General features: G+C 63.8%; 11 protein-coding genes. 9 read left to right on the top strand and 2 right to left on the bottom strand.

Features of this window, described 5'->3' with window-relative positions; all coding sequences use genetic code 11:
• Positions 1 to 755: 755 nt before the first annotated feature.
• From ACWEOO_RS06680 to ACWEOO_RS06655, 6 genes are all read left to right on the top strand, one after another.
• Positions 756 to 4,085: a hypothetical protein gene (locus ACWEOO_RS06680; RefSeq protein ID WP_452142144.1), complete on the top strand. Its 3,330-nt coding sequence runs from the start codon at positions 756 to 758 to the stop codon at positions 4,083 to 4,085.
• Positions 4,082 to 8,791 carry a DEAD/DEAH box helicase gene (locus ACWEOO_RS06675; protein WP_452142143.1) on the top strand — a complete coding sequence of 1,570 codons (4,710 nt, stop codon included), beginning with the start codon at positions 4,082 to 4,084 and terminating at the stop codon, positions 8,789 to 8,791. The genes ACWEOO_RS06680 and ACWEOO_RS06675 overlap by 4 nt, the downstream gene beginning before the upstream one ends.
• A 60-nt stretch (positions 8,792 to 8,851) precedes the next feature.
• Entirely contained in the window at positions 8,852 to 9,517 is a 666-nt protein-coding gene (locus ACWEOO_RS06670; protein WP_452142142.1) for a hypothetical protein, read from the top strand.
• Positions 9,502 to 10,476 carry a DUF6308 family protein gene (locus tag ACWEOO_RS06665; RefSeq protein ID WP_452142141.1) on the top strand — a complete coding sequence of 325 codons (975 nt, stop codon included), beginning with the start codon at positions 9,502 to 9,504 and terminating at the stop codon, positions 10,474 to 10,476. The genes ACWEOO_RS06670 and ACWEOO_RS06665 overlap by 16 nt, the downstream gene beginning before the upstream one ends.
• A 178-nt stretch (positions 10,477 to 10,654) precedes the next feature.
• Positions 10,655 to 12,799 (top strand): GmrSD restriction endonuclease domain-containing protein, encoded by a 2,145-nt coding sequence (locus ACWEOO_RS06660; RefSeq protein ID WP_452142341.1) that lies wholly within the window; start codon positions 10,655 to 10,657, stop codon positions 12,797 to 12,799.
• Positions 12,800 to 13,053: 254 nt separating this feature from the next.
• Complete coding sequence (locus ACWEOO_RS06655; protein ID WP_452142140.1) at positions 13,054 to 14,061, top strand: hypothetical protein; 1,008 nt, start codon at positions 13,054 to 13,056, stop codon at positions 14,059 to 14,061.
• Between the two features lie 522 nt (positions 14,062 to 14,583).
• Here the strand turns inward: ACWEOO_RS06655 and ACWEOO_RS06650 are convergent.
• Positions 14,584 to 14,919, bottom strand: a complete 336-nt coding sequence (locus tag ACWEOO_RS06650; protein WP_452142139.1) for a hypothetical protein — start codon at positions 14,917 to 14,919, stop codon at positions 14,584 to 14,586.
• Between the two features lie 83 nt (positions 14,920 to 15,002).
• Here ACWEOO_RS06650 and ACWEOO_RS06645 point away from each other — a divergent pair, with 83 nt between their 5' ends.
• A complete protein-coding gene (locus tag ACWEOO_RS06645) occupies positions 15,003 to 15,554 on the top strand; it encodes a hypothetical protein (RefSeq protein WP_452142138.1) in 552 nt (183 codons plus the stop codon).
• A gap of 13 nt (positions 15,555 to 15,567) precedes the next feature.
• Here ACWEOO_RS06645 and ACWEOO_RS06640 read toward each other — a convergent pair whose 3' ends face one another.
• Positions 15,568 to 16,407 (bottom strand): hypothetical protein, encoded by an 840-nt coding sequence (locus ACWEOO_RS06640; protein ID WP_452142137.1) that lies wholly within the window; start codon positions 16,405 to 16,407, stop codon positions 15,568 to 15,570.
• Between the two features lie 235 nt (positions 16,408 to 16,642).
• Between ACWEOO_RS06640 and ACWEOO_RS06635 the strand changes: the two genes are divergently transcribed.
• Entirely contained in the window at positions 16,643 to 16,831 is a 189-nt protein-coding gene (locus ACWEOO_RS06635) for a hypothetical protein (RefSeq protein ID WP_452142136.1), read from the top strand.
• Positions 16,832 to 16,983: 152 nt separating this feature from the next.
• Entirely contained in the window at positions 16,984 to 18,327 is a 1,344-nt protein-coding gene (locus tag ACWEOO_RS06630) for a BTAD domain-containing putative transcriptional regulator (RefSeq protein ID WP_452142135.1), read from the top strand.
• Positions 18,328 to 18,368 lie beyond the last annotated feature (41 nt).

Here is an 18,368-nt window from a genome sequence, read left to right as displayed (position 1 = left end):
GCAGCTGTGTTCATATTACACCGAATTGTAGCTTGTGAACTGAGTTCACACATGATTCACTGGGGTCGTGGGGAGGAGCGGTCGAGCCGGTGTCTGGTTGGTACGCCGGCTCGGCCTGACTCTTCATCCGCTGCTCGCCGAGCAGCGCGAATCGTTCAGATCGGGAAGGCCGAGGGCTCAGTCCTCAGCGTGGTGTTCGTCGCCGGCGTAGTCGGAGGCGTCGCCTTGCTGGGATCGGTCGACAACGCAGCCGACAAGGCCACTCAAGACAGACAGTCCTGCTGGCACTCGCCGGCACGAGAGGAAGACATGAACGACAACAGCCATCGAGTCCGAGTTCGACTGCAATGCCGTGATCACTCGCACGAGCTGTGTGTGGCGGTCGGACGCGGCGTTCCGCCGTCTCTGCGGTGTGAGGTCGGTCAAGAGCCCGGCTACGGGAGCAGCGGCGGAGGGGGATGCAGCGTTCCCCGAGACCTTGGCGAGCAGGTCAGTCGCCAGCTGCGCGATTCCTTGCAGGAATGTATCCGGCGCGGCTACGTCCTGATCGAGGCCTGATGTCTGTGGCAACTCGGTGTAACGGTGGGCGCGTTACAACGATGATCAGTGCATGGCGCGCGGACCGGGCAGCACAGTCTTTGCCTGAATGTTAGGCGGCCTAGGGCTGCCCGAATGCGGAACCGTCGCGCAACGGTGACGTAGCAAAGTGATCTGGGGGACGTTGTTGCTGCACAGCGGGAGTACTGGGGGATGTTGTGGGGATCGAGACGCCGCGGACTGTGACTCGCACGGAGTTGTTGGATATCCGCGAAGGTGACTGGCGCCGCCGCGTCGAAGTCGTTTCCCTCGCTGCTGAGGTTTTCGATCAGATCGATCGCGCCCATCGCGAGCAGGCGCTGGCTGCCCTCGGTCATCTGTATAAGCGTCAACCCGGAGCCGCGGAGAGGGTGCGACTACTTCGGCGATGGCCGTCCGTGTTTGTGCTGACGATGGCTGGTGTTGCGGCCGATCATTACGAGCGTGGCATCTTCTGGCCGAAGTTGGCGTCCCTCCTCGGAATCAGCAACGAGCAGGTGTTCCACGCCGAGTGGGGGGAGGCGTTCCTCGCCAATCTGCGGCGCTTGCGGCTGCCGACCTTCGATGACGGCGACGGCGACGCTGGGTCGAAGTACGTTGGCCGCATCCTGATCCACGCCGGAATGCCGACGTACTGCCTCGGCGACTTCTTCAAGATTCTGACGTACAAGCGGAGCGTTGTTACAGGCCTGACCCCCGAAGCCTTTGTGTCTTGGGCTGCTACCAGAGCCGCAGGTGTTGGATTTCAGAACGTCGACGTGCCGGTTCAGCGGTTCCTGCGCTACGGCCGAGAGTTTGCAGTCGATGTCGCCGACCGGGCCTTCGACCTCGTCGACGCCGTTGCGTCAGGCGTATCAGGTGAGGATGTCCCCCTGCCGGCGAGATACCGCGCCGCTGCGCGGAGATTCCACCAGGAGCGGGGGATCACACCTCGCCGGGACGGCGGCGCGGTGCTGGCCTCCGGCGATGTCCAGCCGCAACTGATCGTCGACCCTTTCGACCAGGGGGTGCTGTTGCGGCTTCCGCCGGTCGGTGACGCTCCAGATGGGCAGGCCGTATGGCGGGTCGACCTGGATGGCGAGACCAGGAGGGTTCCGACACAGGCGCTGTGGCCAGGCTCAGGCGAGCCTGCGCCATCGACGGATGTTGCAATCGATTCTCCAGTGCGGTCAGCGTCGGTCGCACTCGACGGCCATGAACATCTCCGGGTCGTCTTTCCCGTGATCAACGACGCCGACCCATTGCTTGCATTTGGGGAAGACGGAGTCCTTCTCCCGCCAGGACTTCCAGTGCCTGCACGGCCAACGTGGCTGCTCTTCCCCGGAGAGCCGAGTTCACTCGAGGTCGTCGGGGAAGCAGCCGAGCTCTCGGAGAGTCCGCTACCGCCGGGCTGGGCCGGTTGGTGTCTCCTTCAGCTGGATCTTCGGCTCGTACGCAGGCTCTCCGTAGGAGGCAGCGACCGCGTTGTCCGTGATCGGGCATCGGCTCGCATCGAGATAGACGCCCCACTGCGCGGAGTGCGGACCTCGACAGGTCATGAGATCGTCCCGTCGATCCCTCGTATTCGGCTCCCTGAGCAACTCGAAGGCGCCGAATGGGAGGTTGAGCTCCTCGATGCGACGGGACGTCAGGTCGCCCGATGGAAATCCACAGACGGTGGCGCGGCCGGTCCGCACTCCATCTGGGATGTCATCCCGCGACCCGTCGTCGGAACGTTCACGGTCCGAGTCCGAGGACCATGGGGACGCGGAGCCACAAGGACAGTGACGGTAATGGAAGGCCTCAGAGCAGCCTTCAATCCGCCGTGGCGCCGATTCACATCGTCGGGATTGCAGCCCTGTCACGCGCGGCTGACACTGCCGTCCAACGCCGACGGCACCAGCGCGTCAATCGATTTCGCCGAGCACCAGAGAGAGCGTTACGTCCGCCTCGGTACTCGCGATCAGTCCCGAACGCTCGTCGTGATGCCTCCTCACATGTCCGTGTCTTATCAGTCGTCGGAGACGGTCACCAATCCGTCGATTCGCCCGCTGAGACTTGCCCGAGAAGAGATCATCGAGCAACCAGGCAGCCTGATCCTCAACTTGGACGCAGATGCCGAGCCGAAACTGCACGTCATCACCTCTGCGGGTGCCCTCCAAGTCGTTGAGCCCCTCTTCGGTCGGGCCGGCGTGTTCCACTTCAAGCTCGCCCGGGTTGTGGACACCCTCACCGCGAACCCGCAGGCAAAGCTGGCGCTGGGCGCTGACGGCAGTCTGGTCGTAGCAACGGTCAGCCCTCGGCAACTCGTCAGGCGCATCATCGTGGATGACGGTGTCCTTGAGCTCGCCGACTGTGTTGATGTGGAGGGTCTGACGGCGCTCGTCTACGCCACCCGCGCGCCGTGGCGTCCGCCAGCGATAATCCCAGTGACCGACGGAAGAGCACCCCTGCCGGAGTGCTTGGTCGATGGCGGTCCTTTACGCGTACTGGTCCGTGTCGATGATCCCTGGGCTCCGCTACCCGTGCCAGTGTGGCCCGAGGGACCGGAAGTCAGGTTCGTGGAAGCCGACGGCTACATCCTGGACGATGACGCCGAGTCAAGCGCGCTGTCAGCCTTCCTGGCAGGCTTACGGGACTTCCCGTCGCCCATCGAGGATTTCACCCGCTTGTGGTCTGTTCGCGGTCTTTTGGTCCAGCTCGGGGTGGGATCTCGGATCGACGACATCGCGCATGCGATCGACATGGCAGTACACAAAGACCCGCGTCGGGCGCTTCTTGCACTGACCAGTTCTCAAGCGCCAACTGACGCTATCCCGAACCTCATCGTCCGGGCCCATTTGGCCTGGGCAAACCTGAAGGATGCTCACGATGATCAGGCACCGGAATGGTCGATGCGCGGCGCCCTTCCAGCGGCGCTCCTCTCAGGAGCGGATGCGGAGTGGTCCGCGGACGAAGTAGAGGCCGCGATCGGTGTCTGTGGCGAGATGGTAAGCGAGTTGCTCGGGGGAAGCGACAGATTTGCAACGGCAGGACGTTTGGACGCGGCTGCAGACATATTCGATCGCGAGCCAGTGAGGCGTGAGGAGTTCGTCCGCCAGGCCGGTTTGATTCCCCAGGGCCTCCTGTCGGCAGAGTCTCGAGTGATTGCAGCAATGCAGCTGGTCAAGGAGCGTCGGGACCGGCGCCTTGACTGGTCGGTGAGAAATGCACACACAATCCTAGTTGAGGCCGACCGGATGATCAGGATGCTCGGTGACCCAGTGGCCAAAGCTGCCTTCGCTGCCCGGCGCCATCTGACCGCGACCGGTGGGTGGCGGGTCATTCCGTCCATCTCGTTGGGTTTTGCGCTCGCCGCAAGAAGTGCTGCGCGTGGCAACGAACTCGCCGGAGGCTGGCTCGACCGGCGGTCGCGCGTCTGGACCGCCCTGGCCACAGTCGTTCCTCAACTGGTCACCATCGATCTAGTCCTCGCTGAGCTTCTCACGGCAAGCTCAGTGACCAGCAAAAGCCAGGAGACGAAGCAGTGACGACGAGCATCGACGGTATCGCCACGGCCGACGAGATCAAGCGCGCGTACAGGCGATACTTACAGTCCCTCCTGGCCGTACGAGATGCGAAGATCGGCGCCGCGTTGAGAACGGCGATCGATCAGACGCCGATGCTCGACAAGGGACCGTACTTGGAAGCGACTCCACCGTACGCTCCCGGCGTGTCCATACAAGATCTCATCAAGACAGGCGTCATCGCCCCTGGCTTTGTCGATCTGGCCAGCGAAGCGCTCCCTCTGGATCGCGCCCTATATGTGCACCAGGAGCAGGCTATCCGGAAGGTGGCTGACGGTCGAAATGTTGTTGTTGCCACCGGTACTGGCTCCGGCAAGACGGAGTCGTTTCTGCTGCCCATCCTGGACAGTCTGGTCCGCGAGCACGAGCGGGGTGAGCTGGGCCCTGGCGTACGAGCGCTTCTCCTCTACCCGATGAACGCACTGGCCAACGATCAGATGAAGCGCCTTCGTCAGCTCTTGGCGGGATATCCCGCCATCACGTTTGGCCGCTACACCGGCGACACCGAGAACGATGCCCAGCGTGCCCGGGAGGTCTTCGGCGAACTCAACATCGGTGAGCCGATGCTCCCGAATGAGCTCTTGAGCCGGCAGGAGATGCGTGCCACGCCTCCGCATGTGCTGCTGACCAACTTTGCGATGCTTGAATACTTGCTCCTGCGCCCGCTTGACATGGATCTCTTCGCGGTCGGGGACGACTCCAAGTGGAGGTTCATCGTCGTCGACGAGGCTCACGTGTACGACGGCAGCCAGGGAGCCGAGATCGCGATGCTCCTCCGGCGCGTACGTGACCGAGTCGCGCGCGACCGGCCGATTCAGTGCATCGCTACCTCGGCGACCGTAGGCGGTGACTCTGACCCGCAAGAGGTCACCCGGTTCGCATCGAACCTGTTTGGTCAGCCCTTCGAGTGGATCGATGGTGCACCTGAGCGGCAGGACCTTGTGACCGCCACGCGTGTCGATGCGCCAGCTGGTCCGTACTGGGGCCCGCTCTCAGCACGCGACTACATCGGACTGGCCCAGGCAGATGACAGGGACGCAGCGGTGTTGGCAGCAGCGCGTCATGCAGGATGGCAACCACCTGATGCTCGCCAGACCGCGGCAGATGCCCTGCTCCACGAGCAGTCGCTGGCGCTGCTCCGCAGCCGGCTGGCCGCTGGCCCGCAGACCTTCGATGAAGCCGCATCCGATGTCTTCGGCGCGGGGTCCGAGGACGCCGTCGGATTAGCGGCACTGGTCGAAGTTGGCAGTGCTCTGCGCGCGAAGGACGGCACGACACCGCTGTCCGCGCGGTACCACCTCTTCCTGCGAGCCACCGAAGGCGCTTTCGCCTGCCTATCGTCCACAGGACCGCATGTCCACCTCGCACGGCACGACACATGCCCGGACTGCTTGGCGCCGGTGTTCGAGATTGGATCCTGCAAGCGATGCGGCGCCGTCCATGTCGTCGGTACGCCGACCCCCGAAGATGGCGTGCTTCGTCTGCGTCCACGGAAGGCGGGAAGTAAAGGCACCTGGATGGTGCTCGGTGAGCAGCTGGCGTTGACCGACGAAGACGAAGACGCAGTTGCTGACGATGGGGTAGATATCACGGCTGACGACGTCAAGTTGTGTACGGCTTGTGGCAATATCGAAAAGGCCAGCGCGGGCGTCTGTAAGGCCTGCGCATCCAGCGAACTCCGCGCAGTACGACGTCTCAAGCAGAGTGGCGAGGACATCGCCGGCTGCCTGGTCTGTGGGGCACGTGGTTCAGGCACCGTACGCGTCTTCGAGACAGGCTCGGACGCCAGCGGCGCAGTCATCACGACGTCGCTCTACCAGAAGCTCCCGCCGAGCGCCGACCTGAGCGAGGGGCAACGGCCTGGCGAGGGCCGGAAACTTCTGGCATTCAGCGACAGTCGCCAGGCCGCGGCCTACTTCGCGCCATATCTCGAGGATTCCTACGCGCGTCTGCAGCGCCGACGCTTGATCACGCAAGGTCTGGTCGCGGCACGCGCCAACGAGGATCCCGTGGCGCCAGACGACGTGGTATTCACGACTCGCGCGGCTGCGTCGGCCGTCAAACACTTCTATGGTGGCATGACCGCTCAGCAGCAAGCTCGCGTCATCGCTCCTTGGGTGATGGCTGAGGTACTTGCTACCGATGACAGGCAGTCGCTCGAAGGCCTTGGGCTGATGCGCGTTGCTCTCTACCGGGATCCGAATTGGCAAGCGCCGCGCCCGTTGATCGATCTGGGACTGGACGAGGATGAGGCATGGGCCTTCATCCAGGAACTCTTGAGATCGGTCCGGCAGCAGGGCGCAGTCACGATGCCAGACGAAGTACCCCCCAACCACGAGATCTTCGCGCCAAGGCTGGGACCGATCTGGCTCCGGCTTTCAGGGCCAGAAGCCGTCCGCAAGGTGCTTTCCTGGCTTCCTGGGAAGGGAAGCAACCGGCGCGTCGATTACACACGGCGTGTCCTGGAAGCCCTAGGCGTCGATGGCGACGCTCTGAAGCTGCTGAACGGAATTTGGAACTTTCTGACCGCATCACATACGCCGATCGACTGGCTTAAGCCGATTACCGAGCGCGGCCTTGGCGTTGTCCAGCAGATTGACCATGAGCGCCTGCGGCTGAGCTGGGTCACCGACGCCAATCCAGTCTATCAATGCGACGTATGCCGTCGTATGGCCCCAGTCTCGGTACGTGGCGTGTGTGCAGCCATCGGTTGTGAGGGAACCCTCGAGAGGTTCATTCCACCGGTGGAGAATGACGAGGACCATTACAGGTCGATCTACCGGTCAATGCACGCCGTCTCTCTCAAGGCAATGGAGCACACCGCGCAGTGGTCGAATACCGAAGCTGCCGCGATCCAGCAGAAGTTCATTCGTGGTGACGTCAATACATTGTCCTGCTCGACAACCTTCGAGCTGGGGGTCGATGTCGGTGATCTCCAGGCCGTGTTCTTGCGGAACATGCCTCCGAGTACTGCCAACTACCTACAGCGTGCAGGCCGTGCTGGTCGCCGCTCCGGCGCGGCCGCCCTGGTAGTGACGTACGCACAACGACGGTCCCATGACTTGACTCGGTTCGCTGAGCCGGAGGTCATGATCACCGGAGCAGTCCGGGCGCCGTACGTTCCACTGACGAACCAGCGTATCGACCGACGGCATGCGCATTCGGTTGCGATGGCGGCCTTCTTCCGATGGCGCTTCGAGTCCGCGGGGCGGATCGACAGGACTGCCGGCGATTTCTTCCTCTCCGAGAGCGGCCAGGACGCCTCGGTAACACTGGTGAACGGCTACCTCACCCCTGTACCTGACGAGATCACAGAGTCACTCGGCCACATCCTTCCCGCTGACGTCGCGCGCGAGCTGGACGTCGCTGGCGGGACATGGGCGACCAGGCTGATCGAGCTGCTCGATGCGGTGCGTGCCGAACTCGAGAACGAGGTTGTCACACTGGAGCAGCTCCAATATGAAGCCGCGCAGAGCCAGAAGTTCCAGTTGGCACAGCGTTATCAGCAGGTTGGTAACACGCTACGCAAGCGGGATCTCCTTGGTTTCCTGGCCAACCGCAACGTTCTGCCGAAATACGGCTTCCCGGTCGACTCAGTCGAGTTGCGTACCAATCTCGGCTACGCGACACGTGCTGGCGCAAACCTCGACCTCACGCGAGATTTGTCGCAAGCGATCTACGAGTACGCTCCGGATGCAAGCATCGTGGCCGGCGGTCAGCTGTGGACCTCGCGCGGCATATACCGGCTCCCGGGGCGCGATCTCGTGGAGTACCAGTACCAGGTGTGCAGGCGCTGCGGGGGGTTCAGGCATGGCGTCGAGCATGTCGAGCCCGGCTGCGAACATTGTGGGGAGGTAGCGCAGTCGGTGCCCAGGAGCCTCACGATTCCGGAGTACGGGTTCGTGGCAGGCCGGGAGCCGCAGAAGCCAGGCCCACGGCCGCCTCGACGCTCCTGGAGCGGCGCCGTCCATGTTCTGTCCCAGCCACCTGAGGCCGGATCTCGCAAGCTGATGTTTCACGGCGGAGAGATCGCCGTTACTGTCGGTCCGCGCGGCCGCCTGATCGCCGTTGCTGATGGCCCCTCCAGCATGGGGTTCTGGGTGTGTGACTGGTGTGGTCACGGGGCAGCCAGGATGTTGCATCCGAGGAAGCCGCCGAAACACAATCACTTGCTCAAGAATCTGCCTTGCTCCGGCCCGCAGCGAATGCTCGACCTGGCCCATGACTACGAGACAGACCTGTTGACACTCGACATTTCCCTGCCGGGCTTCAACGGTGAGCAACATGCGTGGAAGTCAGTCCTTTACGCGATCATCGAGGCAGCATGTGACGTGCTCGAAATCGCGCGCGACGATGTCGGAGGATCGCTGTCACCGTTCGGTGTTGATCAATGGCTGGTAGTCCTCTTCGACGCAGTCGCCGGCGGCGCAGGTCACGTGCTGCAGATCGAGGCCAACCTCGAGCGTGTTCTCGAGGCTGCGCTGCGGCGCGTGAGCTCGTGCGAATGCGGTCCGGAAACCTCTTGCTACGGCTGCCTGCGTAGCTACGGCAATCAGCGCGACCATGACGAACTCTCCCGGGGCTCCGCCCAACAGCTTTTGCACAGGCTCCTCGGCAACGGTGGCGACGGGCCTATGCCTGCCGAGCAGTTGGGGCGGCATCAAGCATGACCATGACTCGGGCACAGATGCTGTTGGCTCTCCAGCACGCTGGAGCGATAGGAGACAGGTGTGATCGATCCGAAGGACATCGCGCGGCGGGGATTTGAGAAAGCCTTGGTGGCACAGCAGGCGCTGGCCGTCGCCAACGTTTCTCGTCTACGTCGCGTTCATCCTGAGATGGGCCCGCGTGAACTGCTCAGGTACCTCGACCGTACCTATCTGATCGCCGTCACGACGACGGGAGGTGCGGCGGGGGCGACGGCGGTGGTTCCAGGAGTGGGTATACCCGGAGCCCTGGTCGACATGGCTGCGCTGACTGAGGCTTCCGTTCTATACGTACTGTCGTGCGCTGAGGTGCATGGCCTCCATTCGGAGGACCTCGAACGTCGGCGACTGTTGGTGCTGACGGTTCTTATCGGCGACAGCGCTACCGGTGCCCTCAGAGCGGCAGTAGGTCGAACCGGGCCTCACTGGGCGAGGCGTATCGTGACTGCGATCCCGATAACGTCTATCAATCGCCTCAACAAGCTCCTTGGACCTCGATTCATCACGAAGTACGGGACGAGGCAAGGGCTGCTGGTGTTGAGTAAGCAGGTGCCGCTTGGAGTTGGCGCAGTACTAGGGAGCGCTGGCAACCATGTGATCGGTCGGGGTGTCATTGCCTCTGCGCGCAAAGTCTTCGGTGACGCTCCGGAGGATTGGAATTCAACGTCGTCTGGATGGGCGATCTCATGAGCCATGCTGACTCGGGGCCGAGCTGGCAGAGTACTTTCGAGGTAGTCGGGTTCAGGCCGAGTGGCCAGTTCGGAGCGATGCGGGCTCGAGTCGAGGATGTCGAGGCCACGGTGGTGCCGGATGGACTCGGCCGGCTCAGCATGATGCTGACCCACGTTGGGCGGCGCTCGGCGATGCAGTACGAGGTCTCCGTTCCGCTCGATGTCACCGTGCAGCAGGTGGCGACGCTGCTGGTCAGCGCGTTCGAGCGAGCGCACCCTGAGGCCCGCGGAAAGACCGCAACCATGGATGTGCCCGCCATCGACCCGAACTGCGTACGGGTGGGTGGTGTGGTTGTTGAGCGGGAGCAGGCGATCGAATGGGCTCGCGAATACCTGACCGGAGCGTCGGCCTGGGCATATCCCGCGTACGACGCGTATGAGGCGAGGTCCGACCCGAACAGAATCGACGATGCTGATCTTCTGGCACCGGTGCTCCTGAACGTCAATCGTCTGACTCTGAAGGCCTACTACGGCCTGCAGGAGCAGCGGGCCCGGATGCAGGAATGCCTCGCTGCAATCCCTGAGGACGCAGAGCTGACCTCCGCCGGAGACCACGACCTGGAGCCGATCAGGCACCTGTTCGGCGTGCTCGATGATCCCGGCATCCCGGACGTGCGAGGAACGATCCTCGCCAAGATCCTGCACCGCAAACGGCCGGGCTTGATCCCGCTTTACGACGAACGTGTCCGCCGCTGTTACCAAGTCGGTCAGGGAGCGCCGCTTCCCGTCCGACGAGGTCGGCCGTGGGGCGAGTTCTTCGTCGTCCTCGCGATGGCTATGCGTAAGGATCTGGTCGATCAGCTCGACATCTGGACCGAGATCGCGAACGTCGCCACCAGCCCAAGGATCAGCTTGTTACGGGCACTCGACATCGTCGCCTGGCGCGCCGGCGGCGCCGGTTCCTTTGAGCGTCGCTGACTCGTCGGCTCGGCGCCATCTGTGTCACATCCCGCGTGGCTGGCACCGGTGAAGGCCGATTGTAAGGGTTCGCAGGCGGCAGCAGTGGTGCAAGGTAAGTTCGTGAGCGTGTAGGCGCGCCAGATATCGATCCGAGTGAGGAGCACTATTGGAGACCAGGGTCCGGACCCCGCACGATGTGTTTTTCGCCCCGCAGCGACTTCTCGTTCCGCTGTTCCAACGGCCATATGTGTGGTCGAAGGAAGGCCAATGGCAGATGCTCTGGGACGATATCCGCAGGCAGGCCGACCGTATGGTTGCTACGGGTCTCCCGCCGACGCCTCACTTCTTGGGCGCGGTCGTCATCCAGACCCAGCCGGTGACGATCGGCAATCTGCCGCAGTGGACCATCATCGATGGCCAGCAACGTCTGACGACTCTCCAGTTGGCGTACGACGCCGCTCACCAGGTGTTGACGCTGGCCGGTGACGGGATCCCCGCCAAGCAGGTTGAGGACCTCGTCGTAAATCCTGCTCACTTCTGCAAGTCCCAACAAGACCGGTTCAAAGTCTGGCCGACCAACCGTGACCGCCCCGCGTTCAACGAGGTCATGGCTGCTGAGCTGCCGGTCGACTACGCCCAGCTCACCCATCGGGCGAGCCGTATGGTGAGCTGCCACCAATTCTTCGCTGTGGAAATGAGCTCGTGGCTGGAGGGCGGATCCGAGCCGAACCGCGGCGAAGTTCTCGCCCACGTGCTGCTAACTGCACTTCAGTTGGTGGTGATCCAACTGGAGGCTACTGAGGACTCCCAGGAGATCTTCGAGACCCTCAACGCGCGGGGTACCCCCCTCACGGCCGCCGACCTCATCAAGAATTTTGTGTTCCAGCGTCTGTCTCTTGAGGATTCAGCGGCCGAGGAGGCGTACCAGCGCTACTGGCACCTTTTCGAGACGGCGTTCTGGGAGCGGGAGGTAGGCACGGGGCGCAATGCGATCGCGCGGAGCTCCCTGTTCTTAAACCAATGGCTGGTCGCGCAGACGAGCCGGGAGATCGGTACGCGTGAGTTGTTCGGCACGTTCAAGGCGTTGAGTGAGCACGGTGAGCTTCCGGCGATGAACGAGCTGTTGCCAATGATCCATGAGTCTGCGGTTCGCTACCAGGGATGGAGCCAAGCCGCAGCGCTCAAGGAGGGTGCTCTCGACCGGATTCAGCTCTTCGTCTACCGGACAGGTGCACTGGATTCCGAGATCACGAAGTCGGTGCTGCTGTGGCTGACCGACTCAGCCCGAGATCCGATACCCCAAAGCAAGATCGACGCTGTTCTCGCCTGCCTGGAGAGTTGGCTCGTACGGCGGGCGTTGCTCCGGCTCTCGACGCAAAGCTTGGGTAGCGCCGTTGCCCTGATGCTCGACGAGCTCAACGCACGCCCTCGGACTGATTGCGTCGACGTGGTCACCCGCTTCCTCCGCGAGCTCGATGCGCCCGGAACCTATTGGCCTGGTGACGAAGAACTGCGGCGTGCTCTTGAGATCATGCCTGTGTACAAGCGGATGCGTCGCGGGCGCCTGCGGATGATTCTCGAGGCCATCGAGGATCACATGCGCGGATACGACTCCGGCAAGCCCAGCCTTACCGGTCAACGTGTTGCACGGGACACCCATCACATCGAGCATCTTCTCCCGCAACAGTGGGAAAGCCATTGGAGCGTCGGCACTGATCTGGCGGCCCGCACTGCTCGCGCCGGCTCGGTCCACCTGATGGGGAACCTGACTCTGCTCACAAGTCAGCTCAACAGCAAGGTGTCCAACGGACCGTGGCTGGGCGCAACAGGCAAGCTCAACCACCTGAGGGCGCACGATGTGATGCTGATGAATCAATCGGTGAAGGCATTCGACGAACCGTGGGACGAGCCGCGAATCGCAGCCCGCACCCGCGAGATGGTCGACGCCATCCTGGCCATCTGGCCGGTTCCCGCCGGACATGTCGGCGCGCTGCCGTTGGGCGCAGATCGAGCGGCGAGCTCCGTCACTGTGACCGTGGCCGATCTGCTGCGGGAGGGCTTGCTCGAGGCAGGCCAGGAGCTGCGAGCTCGGCAGGGAAAATTTGCCGATGGTCGAGCCACGGTGCTTCAGGACGGAAGTCTTCAGGTCGGCGAGCGAGTCTTCGAAACACCGTCCGGCGCCGGGCGATCAGCCCGCAAACGAGCCACAAATGGCTGGCATTTCTGGGCGACCGTGGACGGTATCCGCCTTACGGAGCTTCGCGAACGATATGCCGCAGATCTACAGGTCGAGGAGGTCGAAGTCGACGATGCCGACGATGATGCGGACGAAACCGACTGACCATGCCACCCGGCGGCATCGGTAAGCGAAACCCCCGAGAGCCTCGCATCGCCACATGTCGACCAGAATCAACGCGTTGGTCTGGCGGTCGGCAGGCACCGACATCTGCGCTGTCTCGGCCTAGCGAAGGCATACCCCGCTGCGAGTGGCCATATCGTTCGTTCTTCACGACATGATAGATCCATCTGTTTCGAGGTGCTGGCGGGGCATGCCACGATGTGCTCGCATTAAGGTCGAACGAGGGCGGTGTAGCCGTGGGGGCATCCAGGTTCGTTGAGAGTCTTCGCAGCTTCGACAGCCACGAGCGCGGGCTGCTCCTCCAGTGGGCTGCTGATCGACCGTTTCGGCTCGGTTCAGCCTTGCGCTCGGCTGTGGCGCAGGCCATAGGTTCCCAGCCGGCGGAGGACGCCTTCGTCGCGATGGATTACACCTTGGACTGGCTATACGCAGCCGTCCACAGGGCCTTAGACGACAACCGGGGTGAGCCGCAGCTGTGGCCCTCCCAAGGCGAGCTCGCCGCATCACAAGAGGACGTTGACCTGCTTGTCGCTTGGGAAGACTCGCTAGGCGCCCACCTCGTCCTCATCGAGGCAAAAGGCTTCACTGGCTGGAGCAACGCACAGATGAATCGGAAGACTGCGCGTTTGGGTGCAATCTTCACGGAGGAGCTTCGAGAGCAGTTCGACGTCCATCTCTTCCTCGCGGGGCCAGCACCTGCCAAAGGCTTGAACGTCGACGGCTGGCCCGATTGGACGCGGCCGGGTGCCCACACGCACTTTCTCTCTATCAGCGATCCCGGTTTGCGCTACGCCGTACAACGCTGTGATGAAGATGGACTTCCAACAAGCCGCGATTGGACACATTGGAGAGCCGTTCCGCGCCGGTGGCAGGCGGCCCCTTCCGTGGTGTCGGAGGGCGATCTGGCTGCCAGGGAACGAGCATGCGCTACGCGAGAACGGCAATGTTCCCGTTGCGGAGCCCCTGCAGAATGGCTCGTCACCGCCCGCTATGGCGAATCGCAGATGGCCGGGCGTTTGCTCGTCTATTGCGCGCCCTGCCGTCGGGATATGTCGGGCAGCCTTGGGACGGTGCTCCCGATTACGGTCCTCGATGACAACCCAGATGCGATACTCACCCTCCTGTACAGGCATAAGGCCACGGTTAGCGATCCTGCAACTGCTGCGCAGGTCATCGATGTACAAGCTGGTCCATGGATCGAAGTGGCGAGGAAGCACCTAGAGGTGCGCGACGATGTCGGGTGACAGGTGGACGATCCCGTTCACCGTCGCAGTCTCGATGTCGGGCCGGTGGGTCCGGACAGGCTTGGAGTGTCCGTATTTACTCAGCAAAATCAACGGAAGACGCTGATTGAGCATGCTGACCGATGAGAAGCCTGGTGCTGTGAAATCACAGGTCACGGGCAGGTTTGGCCATTTATCACAAACGATGAGCGCATTTTTGCCAGTGTCCGCGGGTTGAGGGTTCGAGTCCTATGGGGCCTACAAATCCCCAGGTCAGATGCCTGCCGGCGCCGCCGGGAACGCGAAGGTCAGCTATTACTCAGGCAAATTGGCTGAGGCGGCTCCGGGGCGGATGGGTGCCCAGTCGCTGGTTGGGCGTGTGCTGACAGTTGCCGGACCGTCCTACCGGTTGCCGGTGCGTAACCTATGTCAGCGGGTGGCGCCGCTCTCGTTCGCTCGAATTTTGGCTCGGCCGAGCGTTGGGCTTCCGTTGGATTCGGACGGAGGAGGGCTCAGAGTGGGCCGCCTGCTGGGAGCGCGGATTCAGTCCCCTGTCTCATGGTTTTGCTCGAGTGTGAGGCGGCGGCGTTCGACCTCTTCGGCTGCCTTCTCCATGAACCAGCGCATGATCTCGTAGGGGATGATGTGCTCGTCATGGCTGTGGATGTGGATGGTGGGTTTCTGGCCGGGGTCCTCGTCAGGTATCACGGCGACCAGGAAAGCCGGCCCAGGGATGTGGGTCGGTGCGTCGGGATCGTCGGCCCATAGGTCGGGCGCCGGGGTAGCTTCGCTCAGCTCTACGCACCAGGCGTCGTCCGGCAAGGCGTAGTGGAACTGGATGGCATAGTGGCAGCCGTCGTGAACGCGGAACTCTGGCATTTCTGCATGTTGCCACACTGCGTGAAGGTTTCTGCAGGCATCAAGACAGGGGCTTGAGGGTGCGGAGGAGAGTCGTTGTCGTTGTGGCCGCGGTCTTCGTGGCGGTCGGCGTGGGTGCTGGATTGGTGGTGCGGGGTTCTGGCGATCCGGGCAGGATCCGTGAGGGGGATGCTTTCGGTGTCGAGGACGGTTCGTATGAGATTGGCATTCCGACTGCTCAGGTCAACGACGATGTTTGGTACTTCGCGCCGGGAATTACCAACCGCTCGTCGGAGAAGTTGACGTTGGAGGATGTTCGGCCTGGGACGTTGCCTGATGGCATCGTGTTCGTCGCGGCTCGGGTGTTCGACAAGGATGCGTTTGTCACTGGTGTACCGATGTCGTGGGACAGCAGCGGTGGGTCGGCTGGTGACGATCCGTCCAGGAAGCCGTCGACCGAGGTGCGTGGGTACACGCTGCTGCCGGGGCAGACCTTGCCGGACGAGAAGATCGTCTACCTGCATGTTCGGGTCACTACGACGAGACGTCCGCTGATGTCCAAGGGGGTCGAGTTCATCTATGAACAAGGCGGCAAACGCTATTCGCAGACGTTGAGCGCGAACCTCACTGTCGCCGCCCTACCCCCGAAACGGTGATCGAGTTCGTGCCTTAGCGGTGTAGGCGGTGGTCTTGGTTTGGCAATGTGGTGGTGGCGTTTCTGGCGAAGGCGCTGAGGTCTACGGGTGCGGGACCGGAGCCGAGGAGTACGCCGGTGAAGGAGAACGCCGGGACTGTCCAGGTGGTCGGGGTCGGGTCGCGTAGTGGGAACGTGAAGCCGTTGCCCTGGGCCACGAACCGCTGTGCTATGAAGAAGTTGATCTCTGCGGTTGCCGACTGGTCGCAGGTCACGGTGCCGGTCACGGTGACCGGTGGAGGCGAGTTGGGCGTCGAAGACCAGGCTTCCGCGGGGCCGATCTGGCAGACCTCCCCTTGGCCGGAGGAAGTGCCGGCGGAGACGAAGTAGGTCACTCCTGCGTCGAGTTGGGCGACGACCTGGCGGTTGCAGCCCGTAGACGCCATCGTCCGCTGCCCCGCCGGGCTGCCGGCACGGACGATGCCGACGAGGTGTTCGCGGTCGAGGAGTGCGAAACGGATGTCGAGAGCCGCGGGTGGGCCGGCGCCGATGTCGAGGTCGATGGAGTCGTCGCGCAGGGCCGCTACGCTCTCGGTGCCTTTGGAAACGAAACGGAGGTTGACGCCGGGCGCGACGGTCGCGGTGGCTTCGAGGGCGGCGGTTGCCGGCGTGGCGGCGACGGCGTCGTTGATGCGGATCGTGAACGCGGGTTCGGAGACCTGGGTCTCGCGGTCTCCGCTGACCAGCGCGGACGCCTCGTCGAGTAGGGAGCTCTGGTCTGTCTGTCCGGACTGGTCGAAGGCAGGCCTGCACTGGAAACCGGTCCGTTGCCGGCCGTCGGTCCGGATTCGCACCGTGGCGGTAGCGAAAACCACGCAGAGACGGGAGTCCGGGCTGTCGGCGCCCGCTTCACCCTGACGGTGCACGGTCCAGGCGCCCGGAACTTCGTCGCCGCGGCCGTGTCCGCAGCACGTCGGCACGGCGTGTCCGGGTATGTCGGCACGGGAGGCAACGTGTGGGCGGCCGTAGCCCGGTCCGACGCTGGCTGGTCCGGCTCGGTTGGAGGCGGCGCCGGCGGGCTCATGGCTGCATGCGGTCGCGGAGGAGGCGGTGTCGACGTATGAGATCGATACTGCCATCGAGGGGGTTCTGAACCTCCCGGTGGCTCCTGAGCAATTCGTCGGCAGGTTCATCAGCGTGGACATGTCGGCGTCGAGTGCCGTCACGCGCGACCTGCTCGGCTGGCGGCTGACGGGGCCGACGCTAGACGCTGACATCGCCGCGGGGGCGTACGGCTGACCCTTCGGTTCAGGTTTCATGGGGTGGCGCGGGGTGGGGGTGGGTAGTTACCTTCTGTAGCGGGATGTGGGCGGTGGGTGCGGAACCGGGTTGTGGGTTGTTGCGTCGGAGGGGTTCGGTGTGGGTCCAGCGCAGGTGGAGGTGGTGCGGCGGTGTTGTTCCGGGTGCTGGGGCCGGTGGAGATCGATGGCACCGATGCGGTCAGCTATATCCGTGCCGACAAGCCCCGGGCGCTGCTGGCGCTGCTGTTGGTGAAGGCCAACACGTGGGTGGCTGTGGGCGAGATCATCGACACCGTCTGGGCCGGCAAGACGCCGCCGGTGTCGGCCGAGCGCAACATCGGCACGTACATCTGGCAGCTGCGGAGAGCGCTCCCGCCGGTCGGTGTGAACGGTCAGCGGATCGAGAGCAGGTCCAAGGCGTACCGGATCCGCGTGGAGGCCGGTGAGCTGGACTCCGATCGGTTGCAGGCGTTGCTGGCCGCGGGGGACGAGGCCTTGGAAGCAGGCAATGCGGCCGCGGCCGTGAAGCACCTGGAGTCGGCACAGTCGCTCTGGCGAGGTACGCCGTACGAAGGGCTGGTCACCGATGGGCATCAGCCTGAAGTAGCGCGGTTGACCGAGTTGCACTGGTCTGTCCGGGAGCGGCTCGCCGATGCGTTGATCGGTACGTCGCGGTTCGCGGACGCGGTCGCACTGTGCAGAGGCCTGACGACCGAGGATCCGCTGAGGGAGACGAACTGGGTGCGGCTGCTCGTTGCCTACCGGGACGCGGGACGGCGGGCTGACGCGCTCGCGGCGTACCAGAAGGCGCGGACCGCGCTGGTGGATGAGCTGGGCACCGAGCCTGGGCCGGAGCTGCGCGCGCTGCAGCAGCAACTGCTGACCGACGTACCGGAAGAGCCCAAGCCGGAGCCGCCCGGACCTGATGCGTACGTGCGGACCGTGCTCGAGGCCGCCGGTGCACTGAACGGACAGCACGCGGCCGCGGCACGCCACTGGTTCACCAGCCGGCACGCCGAGTTCACCACTGCGATCAGCCAACTGCTGGCGGCCGACGATGTCTCGAACGCGTGGCTGCTGACCAGTGCGGTGCACCAGTTCATCGAGACCGGTGGAAACGTGCCGGGGTGGGCTCCGCTCGTCGCTCAGGTTGCAGCCGCGACCCGGTCAGGAAAGGACTGGTACGGCGAGCTCATCACCCGCAACATCCTGGGCATAGCCCTGACACGTGCCGGTCGGGTCCACGACGCACGCGCTGAGTTCACTGCGGCTCTCGGCGTCGCCTCTGTGCACGACGACCGGGACGCCGAAGGCACTGTGCTGGTCAACCTGGCGCTGGCCGAGGCGAGCACCGGTGCGCGGCAGCAGGCCGCGGAGTGCCTGCGTCGCGCGCTGCGGCTGCTGCCGGAGTCGCCGACCGCCGTCGAGGCTCGCGCGGCCCTCGCCGAGCTGGGCGAACCCGAGAACCCGGCGCGGTCCCCGGTGGCCTCGTGACGACCGCTTCCGGACGACTCATGGCCGGATGTATCGCCGCT

This window comes from Kribbella sp. NPDC004138 (assembly GCF_053603655.1).
Note: the sequence above shows the minus strand (reverse complement) of the source record. Positions and strands in the feature narration are given on the sequence as shown.